12 protein-coding genes and 1 pseudogene are annotated in these 13,089 nt (G+C 67.3%); 3 read left to right on the top strand and 10 right to left on the bottom strand.

The features are described from left to right. Positions 1-2: 2 nt before the first annotated feature. Positions 3-2,222, top strand: a complete 2,220-nt coding sequence (locus tag AC1D02_RS07900; RefSeq protein WP_477315464.1) for a patatin-like phospholipase family protein — start codon at positions 3-5, stop codon at positions 2,220-2,222. A 179-nt stretch (positions 2,223-2,401) separates the two neighbouring features. Then, positions 2,402-2,667, top strand: a pseudogene (locus tag AC1D02_RS07895) (hypothetical protein). Between the two features lie 250 nt (positions 2,668-2,917). Here the strand turns inward: AC1D02_RS07895 and AC1D02_RS07890 are convergent. Then, positions 2,918-3,655, bottom strand: a complete 738-nt coding sequence (locus tag AC1D02_RS07890) for a helix-turn-helix domain-containing protein (protein ID WP_477315462.1) — start codon at positions 3,653-3,655, stop codon at positions 2,918-2,920. A 251-nt stretch (positions 3,656-3,906) separates the two neighbouring features. Here AC1D02_RS07890 and AC1D02_RS07885 point away from each other — a divergent pair, with 251 nt between their 5' ends. Further along, on the top strand, positions 3,907-4,353 hold the full coding sequence (locus AC1D02_RS07885) for a hypothetical protein (protein WP_477315460.1): 447 nt from the start codon (positions 3,907-3,909) through the stop codon (positions 4,351-4,353). Between the two features lie 9 nt (positions 4,354-4,362). Here the strand turns inward: AC1D02_RS07885 and AC1D02_RS07880 are convergent, their stop codons facing one another. The 9 genes from AC1D02_RS07880 to AC1D02_RS07840 form a co-directional block, all read right to left on the bottom strand. After that, positions 4,363-4,560, bottom strand: coding sequence for a hypothetical protein (locus AC1D02_RS07880; protein WP_477315458.1), 198 nt, complete (start codon positions 4,558-4,560; stop codon positions 4,363-4,365). Positions 4,561-4,571: 11 nt separating this feature from the next. Next, complete coding sequence (gene hslU, locus AC1D02_RS07875; RefSeq protein WP_477315456.1) at positions 4,572-5,912, bottom strand: ATP-dependent protease ATPase subunit HslU; 1,341 nt, start codon at positions 5,910-5,912, stop codon at positions 4,572-4,574. A 14-nt stretch (positions 5,913-5,926) separates the two neighbouring features. Further along, positions 5,927-6,463 (bottom strand): ATP-dependent protease subunit HslV, encoded by a 537-nt coding sequence (hslV, locus tag AC1D02_RS07870; protein WP_477315454.1) that lies wholly within the window; start codon positions 6,461-6,463, stop codon positions 5,927-5,929. Positions 6,464-6,580: 117 nt separating this feature from the next. Next, positions 6,581-7,909 carry an STAS domain-containing protein gene (locus AC1D02_RS07865; protein WP_477315452.1) on the bottom strand — a complete coding sequence of 443 codons (1,329 nt, stop codon included), beginning with the start codon at positions 7,907-7,909 and terminating at the stop codon, positions 6,581-6,583. 195 nt (positions 7,910-8,104) lie between these two features. After that, entirely contained in the window at positions 8,105-8,758 is a 654-nt protein-coding gene (gene dksA / locus AC1D02_RS07860; RefSeq protein ID WP_477315450.1) for an RNA polymerase-binding protein DksA, read from the bottom strand. Between the two features lie 84 nt (positions 8,759-8,842). Next, complete coding sequence (locus AC1D02_RS07855; protein ID WP_477315448.1) at positions 8,843-9,880, bottom strand: CobW family GTP-binding protein; 1,038 nt, start codon at positions 9,878-9,880, stop codon at positions 8,843-8,845. A gap of 121 nt (positions 9,881-10,001) precedes the next feature. Next, positions 10,002-10,931, bottom strand: a complete 930-nt coding sequence (locus tag AC1D02_RS07850) for a tyrosine recombinase XerC (RefSeq protein WP_477315446.1) — start codon at positions 10,929-10,931, stop codon at positions 10,002-10,004. A 2-nt stretch (positions 10,932-10,933) separates the two neighbouring features. Continuing rightward, entirely contained in the window at positions 10,934-11,596 is a 663-nt protein-coding gene (locus AC1D02_RS07845) for a DUF484 family protein (protein ID WP_477315444.1), read from the bottom strand. A gap of 109 nt (positions 11,597-11,705) precedes the next feature. Next, on the bottom strand, positions 11,706-13,046 hold the full coding sequence (locus AC1D02_RS07840) for a porin (RefSeq protein WP_477315442.1): 1,341 nt from the start codon (positions 13,044-13,046) through the stop codon (positions 11,706-11,708). Positions 13,047-13,089 lie beyond the last annotated feature (43 nt).

The following is a 13,089-nucleotide window of genomic DNA, read 5'->3' as shown; positions in this document are numbered from 1 at the left end:
GCGTGCCGCCGCTCGCCAACCGACTGAGCGCCTTCGCGGCCGCCTGCGCGTGGCTGCTGTCGGCGGCCTGCGCGCCGTCCGCGTTCGCCGCCGAGAGCGCAGCCGCGCGTCCCCGCATCGCGCTGGTGCTGTCGGGCGGCGGCGCGCGCGGCTTCGCCCACATCGGCGTGCTGCGCGTGCTGCGCGAGCTGCACGTGCCGGTCGACATGGTGGTCGGCACCAGCATGGGCAGCGTGGTGGGCGGCGCCTACGCCGCCGGCGCCTCGGTCGACGACCTCGAACGCATGGCGCGCGAGACCAACTGGGACCAGGTGGTGGCCGACCGGCCGGCGCGCGACCACCTGGCGTTCCGGCGCCGCGAGGAAGACGTGCTGCTGCCGTCGCGGATCGAATTCGGCGCGCACCGCGACGGCCTGACCTTGCCGCCTTCCGCCGCGGGCAACGCCGCGCTCGAACAGGCGCTGGGCAAGCTGCTGCCGGCCGGCACGCGCGACCTGTCGGTCAGCCAGTTGGCCTTGCCGTTTCGTTCCGTCGCCTCGGACCTGCTGACCGGCGAGCCGGTCGAACTGGTCGACACGCCGCTGTTCCTGGCGATGCGCGCCTCGCTGGCGGTGCCGGGCGTATTCTCGCCGGTGCGGGTCGACAAACGCCTCGTGGTCGACGGCGGCCTGGTGCGCAACCTGCCGGTCAACATGGCGCACGCGATGGGCGCCGACATCGTCATCGCCGTGAACGTCGGCACCCCGCTGTCGCCCGAGAAGGACCTGGGCAGCGCGATCGGCGTGGCGCAGCAGATGCTCAACATCCTCACCGAGCAGAACGTCCAGCGCTCGCTGAAGGAATTGCAGCCGCAGGACATTCTGATTTCGCCCGACCTGGGCCCGGTCACCTTCCTCGATTTCTCGCACGTGAACGGCGCCATCAGTTCCGGCGAAAAGGCCGCGCGCGCGCTGGCTGCGCGCCTGGCGCCGCTGGCGCTCGACGCGAAGCAGTATGCGCAGTTCGAAAACCGCCGGCTGGCGCCGCCGGCGCTGGCCGACACCGCGCTGCCGCTCGCGAAGGTCGAGGCGCGCAGCAATGGTCGCATCAATCCGGAAGCGCTGGTGGCGCAGTCGGGCCTCAGGCCCGGCAAGCCGGCCACGCTGGCGCAGGTGCGCGAAGCCGGCGACAAGCTGTACGGGCGCGGCGACCTGGCGCGGGTCGAAACCGAGATCACCGACAGCGACGGCAAGCGCAGCGTGCTGATTCGCGCCAGCGAAGCGGGGTGGGGCAGCAGCCGCCTGCGCGTGGGGCTGGAGCTGGCGAGCGACTTCGACGAAGCCAACAGCTTCGCGCTCAAGCTGATGTACGTGCGCACCTCGCTGAACAGCTGGGGCGCCGAAGTGCGCGCCGTGATGGGCATCGGCGACAAGCGCGACTTCGGCCTGCAGTTCTGGCAGCCGCTGGGCGCCGGGTCGCCGTGGCACATCGCGCCGTCGCTGCAGTACGGCGCGTCGTCCGGCGATATTTTTTCGGGCGGCCGGCGCCTGGCGCGCTACGCCTACAACGTGCGCGGCGCCAGCATCGCGCTGGGGCGCGAACTGGGCAACTGGGGCGAGATCTCGGCCGGCGTGACGCGCCAGAGCGCCGGCACGCGCGTCGTGGTGCCCGAGCAGGTCGGCACCGCGACCGCGTACGACACCACCCAGTTCGTGCGCTACCGGGTCGACACGCTCGACTCGCTGGGCTTCCCGAGCCGCGGCGGGCTGCTCGACGCCTCGCTGGAGCGCTCGCCCGCGAGCGGCCAGGTCGGCGAGTCGCTGGCGCGCTCCTCGCTGGTCGGCATGGCGGCGCTGCACACGGATAATTGGGCCGGCCACGTGTACGGCGAATGGGCGCACGCGCAAAGCGGCGCGGCGCCGCTGAACCTGGGCGGCTTCCTGCGCCTGTCCGGCACGCCGGCCGACTCGATCCAGGGCCGCACCATCGCATTCGCGCGCGTCGTCTTGGCACGCAGGGTCGGCGCCCTGCCGATCACGCTGGGCGGCACCGTGCGCGCCGGCTTCTCGCTGGAGACCGGCGGCGGCTTCGACCAGCCGCTGTCGCTCAAGAGCACCTCGCGCAAGCAGGCCGCGAGCGGCTTCCTCGCGGTCGACACGCGTTTCGGCCCGGCCTACCTGGGCGCCGGCGCCACGCAGAATGGCGACCGCACGCTGTACCTGTTCCTCGGCCCGATCTGGTAGGGCTGCGGCCCACGATCCGGGATCAGGTCCGCCGGACCTGATCCCGGTTTGGTCGCGGTCGCGTTGGGAGGGGTTGGGTTATCGCAAGCGGAACACATCCATATTGATCGATACTGGCAGATTGGAGAACCTGACGGCGCTTGACGACCGATGCCCGCCTACCTACACTCAAGTCGCCGATGCCGCGCCCGACACACCCGAAAAAGGAAGTGGAAGCTGCATTGAGGCATGCTGAGCACAAGGCTGGAAAATCGAGATCGGTGGCGCCCACGCTTGGGGTAGACTCTATTGCCCCTTCAACGACTCGTCTTGCCGTTACGGACAATTTTGTATCGCAAGTGTCTGGAGTACGCCGAAAAATGCGGGAAATCATGCCAAGTTGTTGAGGCGCGTGGTCGATAATTGCATCATGCGCAAAGCTCGCGATAAAAAGGCTTCGGGTTAATCCGTTATGGAATATTTCTTCACCCTTACATACGCTCTCGGCCCAGACGACGCCGATCTCGACCAGCTTGTGGAACGATTGGGCAAGGAGGGATGTACGGACTCACTGGTGGGATTAGGCGCGCCGGGCCGCATCGCACTGGAATTTTCGCGTGAAGCTTGCAGCCCAGCGGAGGCAATGTCCAGCGCCATGGCAGATGTCGCTCGTGCCATACCCACGGCGGAATTGATCGAAGCAACCCCCGACTACCTTACGCCGAGCGCCGCATCTCGGTGAACGCGGCAAACTCCCACGACCGGAACCCCAGCAGCAGCGTGAAGCCATCGCGCTCGCTCGCAGGCAGGCGCCGGTCGCTCTGGTGCAGGCGCGCCAGCTCGGCGGCCAATTGCTGGATCTTTTGCACCAGCTCGCGCGCGCTCGGCAGCGACAGCCGCGCCGGCAGGCACATCAAGGTCTCGCCCGGTCCGTCGAAGTGGCCGCTGAAGTAATCGGCCACCACGTGCTCGCGCACGTACTGCTGCACCGGCCCGTCGGCCAGCCAGTGGAAGGCGTTCGACACCCGCAGGCTGTAGCGGTTCATCGGCTTCAGTTCGATCACGCCGAGCCGGTCCAGCTCCGCCAGGAAGCCGATGCATTCGGGCTCGCTGATTTCGTAGGTCTCGAGGATCTGCTCCATCGTCCAGTGGCCCAGGCAGCAGATCGCCACCAGCAGCAGCTTGGGCTTGGCGATCAGCGCCTTCTCCTGCGCCGCCGTCAGCGTGTCGGCTTCGGGCTGCACGTCGGCCGCGCGGCGCAGCACGTCTTCCAGCGCGATGCCGCTGGCGCTGCAGATCTGGGCCAGGCGCGACAAGGTCATGTCCTTTTGCCCGAACATCCGCTTGACGCTCGACTCGCTCATGCCGATGCGCTCCGCCAGCGCCTTGTAGGTGATCGCCGCCGCGCGCAATTCGGCGCGCAAAACCTGCAGTACCAGCTCCGGTGAGCTCATGAATGTCCCTGAAAAAGTGGAATGTATCGGATTGCGGCACCCAATGTACCGTTTAACGGTGCTTTGCACAAGAAGATGGTCGAAGCGGCCGGAACCGGCCACACTGCTTCGCATGGCCTGATAGCGGGTGCCCCCGGCGGCGCCCGCTGGCGGCCAACCTGACATAGGGGGCTGGCCCAGCGGACCGGCCTCCATTTTTTTTGTCCGCGGTGCGTGCGCGGCCGGCGCGGCCGCTTTGCTATGATGGGTTCATGACAATCGACCTGATCCGACTTTCCTGCGCCGCCGCCTTGTTAGCGGTAGCCGGCAGCGCCTGCGCCCAGCAGGCGCCCACCAAACAAGGCGTGGAGGATCTGGAAAAGGCCAAGCGCGACGCCGTGCAGGCCGACCGCGACTGGCGCGCCGCGCAGCCCAAGCCGCTGCCGGTGCCCCAAAAGGACCAATCGTTCAGCGGCGACACGCCGGAGCAGCGCTTCGAAAGGGCCGCCGGCGGCGCCTACATCGACCGCAGCAACACCCGCATCGTCGACCAGTACCGCTCGGCCGACGGCGTCGTCATCGAGCGCATCACCTACGGCGGCAAGGTCTACTGCGTCACCAGCAGCACCGTCAACTACGTTCCGGGCATCCTGCATGACGAAAGCAAGGCGCGCGAAGTGACTTGCCCGCCGCCGAACGCGGGCTGGGTGCGCAAATAGACCGTTAGATCAGTCGTCCGCCACCAGCTTGGCCTTGGCCAGCGCGCGCTTGTCGGCCTGGCGCTGCGCCGCCGGGCTCCTGGCGTGCGGCCCGGCCGAGCGCTGCTTGGCCGCCACCGCGACCGGGTTGCGCGGCTTGCCGAACTGCTGCGACGGTTCGACCCGGATCGTCATCTTCTGGCGGGTCGCCAGCGCCTTGTTTGCCATCGGCTTTCTCCTTACAGCACGTAACGCGACAGGTCTTCGTTCTCGGCCAGCTTGTCGAGCCGGTCGTTGACGTAGGCCGCGTCGATGCGCACCACCTGGCCGCCCGATTCGGTGGCGTTGAACGACAGCTCTTCGAGCAGCTTTTCCATTACCGTGTACAGGCGCCGCGCGCCGATGTTCTCGGTGCGCTCGTTGACCGAGAACGCGATCTCCGCCAGCCGCGTGATGCCTTCGGGCGCGAACTCGATCTTTACGCCTTCGGTCGCCAGCAGCGCTTCGTACTGCGCCGTCAGGCAGGCGTCGGTCGAGGTGAGGATGCGCTCGAAATCGGCGATCGACAGCGACTCGAGTTCGACCCGGATCGGGAAGCGTCCCTGCAGTTCCGGGATCAGGTCCGACGGCTTCGCCAGGTGGAAGGCGCCCGACGCGATGAACAGGATATGGTCGGTGCGGATCATGCCGTACTTGGTGTTGACGGTTGTGCCCTCGACCAGCGGCAGCAGGTCGCGCTGCACGCCGGCGCGCGACACGTCCACGCCCCCGTGCTCGGAGCGCGAGGCGATCTTGTCGATCTCGTCGAGGAACACGATGCCGTTCTGCTCGACGTTGTGGATTGCCTTCTGCTTCATGTCGTCTTCGTTGATCAGCTTTCCGGCCTCTTCGTCGATCAGGATCTTCATCGCATCCCTGACCTTGAGCTTGCGCGGCTTCTTGCGCGCCGCGCCCATGCCCGAGAACATGCCCTTGATCTGCTCCGTCATTTCCTCCATGCCGGGCGGCGCCATGATCTCCATCTGCGGGCCGGCGTCGGCCACTTCGATCTCGACTTCGCGGTCGTCCAGCGATCCCTCGCGCAGGCGCTTGCGGAAGGTCTGGCGCGTGTTGTCGCCTTCCTTCGCCTCGCTGGCGGCGGGCGTGACGTTGAAGCCGAAGTCGCGCGCCGGCGGCACCAGGATGTCGATGATGCGGTCTTCGGCCGCGTCCTCGGCGCGCTGGCGCACCTTCTTCGCTTCGCTGGCGCGGGTCTGCTTGATGCCGATGTCGATCAGGTCGCGGATGATGGTGTCGACGTCGCGCCCGACATAGCCCACCTCGGTGAATTTGGTGGCCTCGATCTTGATGAAGGGCGCGTCGGCCAGGCGCGCAAGGCGGCGCGCGATCTCGGTCTTGCCGACGCCGGTGGGGCCGATCATCAGGATGTTCTTCGGCGTGATCTCGTGGCGCAGCGGCTCCTCGACCTGCTGGCGGCGCCAGCGGTTGCGCAGCGCGATGGCGACGGCGCGCTTGGCCTTGCCCTGGCCGACCACGTGCTTGTCGAGTTCGGAAACGATTTCCAGTGGGGTCATGTTCATGTCGGCTTCCGCGCTCAGTCCAGCGTTTCGATGATGTGGGACAGGTTGGTGTAGATGCACAGCTGGCCGGCGATGGTCAGCGACTTCTTGACCACGTCGAACGGCGACAGCTCGGTGTTCTCGATCAGCGCCTTGGCGGCCGACTGGGCGTACACGCCGCCCGAGCCGATCGCGCCGATGCCGTCCTCCGGCTCGAGCACGTCGCCGTTGCCGGTGATGACCAGCGTCGACTCCTCGTTCGCCACCAGCAGCATCGCCTCGAGGCGGCGCAGCACGCGGTCGGTGCGCCAGTCCTTGGCCAGTTCGACCGAGGCGCGCAGCAGGTGGCCCTGGTGCTTTTCCAGCTTGCCTTCGAAACGGTCGAGCAGCGTGAAGGCGTCGGCGGTGCCGCCGGCGAAACCGCACAGGACCTTGCCCTGGTACAGCTTGCGCACCTTGCGCGCCGTGCCCTTCATGACGATGTTGCCGAGGGTGACCTGGCCATCCCCGCCGAGCGCGACCTGTTTGCCGCGCCGCACGCACAGGATGGTGGTGCCGTGAAATTGTTCCATGTTTTGCCTCGTAGCGTTCTGACTACCAAACAATGGGGGTGCCGCCGGATATTGCAAGGCTGGGTTGGGGTCTTGACCCCGCGGGACCAGGCGTCCCGCCATACCCAGGTGTCGAGTTTAATATTTGTGCGGATACATCCGCGCCACTTCCGTGAAGCCCATCAGTTTGAACAGGGCTGCGACCAGATGGTTGATGTCGCGCAACTCGACCGTCTTGCCGGCCGCGGCCAGCGCGCGCAGGCGCTTGTGCAGGCCGGCGGCGGCGTTGTAGTCGACCCGCGCCAGGCGCGAGCAGTCCAGCACCACCGGGTCGGACTGGGCGGCGTAGGCGTCGATCGCGTCGAACAGTTTGTCGGCGCCGCCATCGACCACCACCGGCAACATGAAGCGGTCCGAGGGCGACGGCGCGCGCGCGGCGGCCGCGGTGGCGACGTTGGCCGGCGCCTCGAACGAGGGCGGCGACAGCTCGTAGGTGACGCAGTAGTCCATCGCCGTCTCCTCGAAGTCCTTTTCGCGGTTCATCAGCTGCAGCAGTTCGAGCAGCAGCAGCCAAGGCGCCTCGGGCGCGTCGCGCTGGCCGATTTCCACGGTCGAGCGCACGATTTCGGCCAGTTCGGCGGCGCCGGCCACGATCAGCTCGCGCTTGCCGGCGCGCAGCACGGTAAGCGCGGTCAACAGGCGCGCGCAGCCTTCGGGCGTGACCGCCTGCACCCGGCCGAATTCGAGCCGGGTCGCCGCGCTGGCGCCGGAGCGCTCGAGCAGGCGCTCCAGCTGCGGGGCGATGCTGTCGTCGAGCAGCGGACCGAACGATTCGGTCGGCGTGACACCGCTGGCGGGCTTTTCGGCGGCCGCCGGCAGCACCGGGTTCCAGGCCGGCGGCGAGGTTTCGAAATGGCTGGCGTAGTCGATCGCCAGGTCGTCGAACGCCGCCTGGCGGCCGCTGCTCTGGTACAGGTCGAACAGCATCCACCAGACGCTGCGCTCGGTGCGGCCGACCTCGGCCAGGCTGTCGACCAGCATCGCCTCGGCCACCGGCGCCTGGTCGTTGGCGTACAGGATGGCGATTTCCTCGATCACCGGCGCGGTCTGGGGCGCAACGGCGCTTTCGGGCACGGTGTCGTCGCGCAGCAGTTCGGTGGTCGCCAGTTCCAGCGGCGGCAGGGTGTCGGGGCCGCGCGCGTCGGCGGCGATCTGGGCGTTGGTGCGGGCCGGGCGCCGCGCGCCGCTGCCCCAGGCCGGCTCGGGCTCGTTGAAGATGTCGAAGGCCATGGCCGACTCGATCGCGTCGATCTTGGCGGCGGTGGCGCGGGCGACCTCGCGCTGGCGCGCGCGCTCGGCCTCGTCCAGCCCGAAGCGCGACGGCTCGCCGGTGCGCATGCGGGTGGTCGGGCCGGCGCCGTCGGCCAGCGGTCCATCCTTTTTCTTAAATAAAGAAAAAATACCCAAGTCGGTTCCTATGAGATTGCGCTGCCAGCCATGACGTTAGCACGGTTGCGGCGGCCGCGCCCGGGACTGTCGCGGCGACGCCCGTCGAGCGGGATAGTGTAGCCCAACGGCAAGCTTTTTGTGCGCACCGCTGGCCCTGAAAACAAAAAAGCATGCGGCCGGCGCATGCTTTTTCGGGGACGGCGCGGTGGCCGGTCAGTCGCCGTACAGCTTCTGCTTCAGTTCGCGGCGCTGCTGCGCTTCGAGCGACAGGGTCGCGGTCGGGCGGGCGATCAGGCGCGGGATGCCGATCGGCTCGCCGGTCTCTTCGCACCAGCCATAGTCGCCGGCATCGATCGCGGCGATCGACTGCTGCACTTTCTTGAGCAGCTTGCGCTCGCGGTCGCGCGTGCGCAGTTCCAGCGCATGCTCTTCCTCGATGGTGGCGCGGTCGGCCGGGTCGGGCACCAGCACGGTTTCGCGCAGGTGCTCGGTGGTCTCGCCGGCGTTCTTGAGGAGGTCTTTTTCAAGCTGCTGCAGGCGCGCCTTGAAAAAAGCCAGCTGGGCCGGATTCATGTAGTCCTTCTCGCTCATCGCCCGGATTTCATCTTCGGACAAGAGACGGGTTTCGGTCGCGGCGGGGGCGGATTTCGTTGTTTTAGTCATGACTTCACTTACCTTCGATACGACAGAGGTTTTCATTTTATCAGCTAACTCGGCCGCCACTGCGGGTTCTGCGGGCGAGCTCACTACCTTGACGGCCTGCTGTGGCGCCGTCTTTTTCCTGGCCGCCGGCGCCGTCGTCACCGGCGCCGCCTTGACTGCCGCTGCGGCCGTTTTCGCGGCCGTCTTGCTCACGGTTTCCTTCATATTGCCATCCCGATATTTTACGTTCAGTCGTGACACAAAGGCGACGCCTGGCCTGGTGGGCCGGCGCCGTAAAACCGGGATAGTTTATACCAAACATTGCTCCAAACCCCGGATAAAGACATCTTTTGGTAAATTTTTGCCAATAAAAACCATTTTGCTGCCACGTTCCTCGGTTTCCCCCCACTTTGCGCCCAGGTCGCTGCCCATGATCTGGTGCACGCCCTGGAACACCACCTTGCGGTCGGCGCCTTTCATCAAGAGTACGCCCTTGTAGCGCAGCATGCGCGGGCCGAACACCTGGACGATGTTGCCGAGGAACTCGTCGAGCATGGCCGGGTCGAAAGCGCGCGCGCTCTTGAACACGAAGGCGGCGATCTCGTCGCTGTGGTGCGGGTGGTGATGGTCGTGGCTGTGGTCGCAGTGCTCGGTGTGCACATGGTCGTGTTCGTGCTCGTGCGCGTCCGCTCCGGCCAGGAACTGCGGGTCGAGTTCGAGCTTGTCGTTCAGGTTGAAGCCGCGCAGGTCGAGCACGTCGGCCAGCGGCGCCCGGCCGAAGTCGGAAGTGCCGATCGGCGCGCGCGGGTTGATGCGCTTGATGCGCGCGGTCAGCGCGTCCAGTGCGGCGGCGTCGACCAGGTCGGTCTTCGACAGCAGGATCTTGTCGGCGAACCCGACCTGGCGCTGCGCTTCTTCGTGCTCGTCGAGCTGGGTCATCGCGTGGCGCGCGTCGACCACCGTCACCACCGCGTCGAGCAGGTAGTGGGCGCCGACTTCCTCGTCGACGAAGAAGGTCTGGGCCACCGGGCCGGGATTGGCCAGGCCGGTGGTCTCGATCACCACGCGGTCGAAGGCGATCTCGCCGGCGTCGCGCTTGCGCGCCAGCGTCGACAGCGCCTCGATCAGGTCGCCGCGCACGGTGCAGCAGATGCAGCCGTTGTTCATCTCGACGATCTGTTCGTTGCTGTTGTGCATCAGGATTTCATTGTCGATGTTTTCCTGGCCGAACTCGTTTTCGATGACGGCAATCTTCAGCCCGTGCTGTTCCTGCAGGATGCGGTTGAGCAGCGTGGTTTTGCCGGCGCCGAGAAAGCCGGTCAGGATGGTGCTGGGGATGAGAGCCATGGTCGTTGCCGTGTGCCTGTTGCGAGGCGGTTATCAGAATCGAGCGATTATGCCGGATTTCCCCATTTGCTTCCAACTGCCGCGCAACGGCTTGATCCACGTCAATGCCGGTGCGACCCGGCTATTTGGACTTCGCGCGCGGATGGGCCTTGTCGTAGGCGGCTGCCAGGTGCTGGAAGTCGAGCGCGGTGTAGACCTGGGTCGAGGCGATGCTGGCGTGGCCGAGCATTTCCTGCACCGCGCGCAGGTCGCCCGACGACTGCAGCACGTGCGAGGCGAACGAGTGGCGCAGCACGTGCGGATGGACGCGCACGGCGGCGCCGGCCCGCACCGCGTGGCGCGCAAGGCGCTGCTGGATCACGCGCGGCGACACCCGGGTCGCGCGGTTCGACAGGAACAGCGCGTTGCCGCCGTCGCGCGCCGGCGGGCGCACCGCCAGCCAGGCCCGCAGCGCGGCCGCGGCGTGGCTGCCGACCGGCACGCGGCGCATCTTGTTGCCCTTGCCGGTGACCAGCACCTCGCCGGCGTCGAGGTCGAGCCAGCCGAGCGGGCCCGCCGCGCCGGCGGCCGGCTTGGCCCAGGCGATGTCGAGGCCGGCCAGCTCGGACACCCGCAGCCCGCTCGAATACATCAGCTCGAACATCGCGCGGTTGCACAGCTCGTCCGGCTCGGGATGCTCGCGCATGACGGCGCCGCCGGCCACCAGCTGCACCGCGGCATCCACCGACAGCGCCTTAGGCAAGGTCTTGGCGCGGCGCGGCGCGCGCACGCCGTCGACCGGGTTGGCCGCCAGCGGCGCCTGCTGCGACAGCCAGTCGTAGAAGCGGCGCCAGGACGACAGCTTGCGGGCGATCGAGCGTGGATTGAGTTCGCGCGCATGCAGCTGCGCGGCGAAACGGCGCACGTCGGCGTGGGAGACCGCGTCCCAGGGACGGGCGCCGGCCAGCACGCCCAGTTCGAGCAGGTCGCGCCGGTAGGCGTCGACCGTCAGCGGCGACAGCTGGCGCTGGGTGGCCAGTTGCGCCAGGTAGCGCTCCAGCCGCTCGTCCATGGTCAGGCGCGCAGCCCGGCCAGCGCGGCGCTGGCGGTGGCGCCGATGTGGGTCAGGAAGTCGGTCGCCATCTCGGCGGCGAAGCGCTGCGGGTCGGGCGAGCCGAGGATCAAGAGGCCAAAGGCGGCGCCGCCGCTCCTGAGCGGCAGGATCACGGTCGACTGCACCGCGGCCGGATCGTCGAGCCAGCGCACCGCTTCGAAGTCGTGGTTGCTGCCGCAGTAGGGCGCCATCAGGCTGTTGGCGAACAGGCGCGCGTCTTCCGACACGCCCTGCGCGTACCACTGGTCGGCGTGGCCGGGGGCCAGGTCCCACAGGCGCAGGGTGGCCTGCGGCACGGCGAACTGGGCGCACAGGCCGTCGACCAGCGCGCGCGGCAGGTCGGCGCCGTGGCGGCTTTGCAGCAGCGCCTGGGTCCAGCCGTGGAATTTGTTGGCGATGGCCGCGTTGTCCTGGGCCAGGCGGATCAGCTCGCTCATCTGGAGTTCGAGCGCCTTGTACTTGTCGCGCATCACTTCCATCTGGCGTTCCTGCAGCGACACGGTCTTTCCGGTAAGCGGGCTCGACAGCTTGACTTGTCCCAGCAGGGCGGCGTTGTGCTCGAAGAACTGCGGATTGTCGACCAGGAACTGGGCGACGGCGACGGGATCCATGGTGTCGGTCATTGATTTCTTTTGGGGGGTTAATTTGAGTGCAATTTTAACCGACTGCCGCCCTCTTGCCGGAATAAAAAAAGACGCCCGGGGGCGTCTTTTTCATGAGGGCAGGGGCCGATCAGAAACGATGGCGGATGCCGACCTGGTAAGCGCGGGTTTTCTCGCCAGGCACCTTGGCGAAGCCGCCCGGGGAACCGGCCGCGCCAGGGATGTACTGGCCGTCGTTCTGGTTGTCGATGATCGCCGCGACCACGTACACGTCGGTACGCTTGGACAGGTTGTAATCGTAGCCGAAGGCCGACAGCCAGGCGTCGCTGTTCGACGAGGTGCGGTCGTTCTGCTTGGCCACCGAGACCATGAAGCGGCCGGCGCCGAAGCGCTGGTGCGCGCCGATTTGCCAGCTCGCCGCGTCGACCTGGGTGTTGGCGGTGATGTTGCTCATGAACACGCTGCGCATGCCGTTGTTCAATGCGGTCTGGGTCGCTGCCGGCAGCGCGGCCAGCTGGGCGGCGATGCCCGGCGCGATCTGCGCGTTGTAGCCGGCGACGTAGTCGGCCAGCAGCACCGAATTGTGGTTGCGCTGGTCGTGGTAGCCGAGGAAGAACTTGCTGTCGCCGATGGTGTACGAGCCGCCGATGGTGCTGGTGACCAGGCTGACTTTGTCGCCCTGGTCGTAGCCGCGGTTGTGGCCGATGCCGACGTCGAAGCCGTTGGCCTTGTAGGTCGCCATACCGCCGAAGAACTTGTTGTAGCGGTTCAGGTAGCCCGAGCCCTTGACGCCGTACATCAGCGAGCCGCCGAAGCCGGCCGGGGTGGCGACGCGGTACTGGATCGATTTCGACGAGCGGATGTCCGCGCCCAGCACGGTGAAGCCGGCGGTGCCGCCGGTGATGCCGCCCCAGGTGCCGGCGGTGCCGCTTTCGAACGCGTCGGCCGCGGCGAACACTTCGTAGCCAGGGGTGTACATGCGGCCGATCAGGATCGCGCCGCCTGGGGTGATCAGGCCGACCATCGAGGTGCGGTCGAACAGCGCGCCTTCAGGGTTGACTGCGGCTGCGCCCTTGACCTGGAAACCGCTGCGGATGTTCTGCAGCACGCCGGCCGACAGTGCCGAGCCGGAAGCGCCCAGCGGGCCCAGCACGGTGTTGAAGCCCGGGCCCATGCCGCGGGTCAGGAACAGGCCTTGCTCGTCCGACAGCAGGGTCGGCTTCTGGCCGCCGTTGTCCAGTTCCACGCGCGCTTCGAGGTTGAAGATCGCCTTCATTCCGCCGCCGAGGTCTTCGGTGCCCTTGAAACCGAGACGGGAGCCGTCGGCGATGCCGCTGACCACGCGCAGGGTCGTGCCGCTGGCCTTCATCAGGCCGGCGTCGGCGATACCATACATCGTCACGCTGGACTGGGCCAGGACAGGCGCTGCGAAACAGGTTGCGACTGCAGCGGCGAGGAATTTTGCTTTCATTGGATCTCCAAGAGGGTATTTTTTGTATAAAACGAACGCGCGT

The organism is Massilia sp. P1_C10, assembly GCF_056406475.1.
Note: the sequence above shows the minus strand (reverse complement) of the source record. Positions and strands in the feature narration are given on the sequence as shown.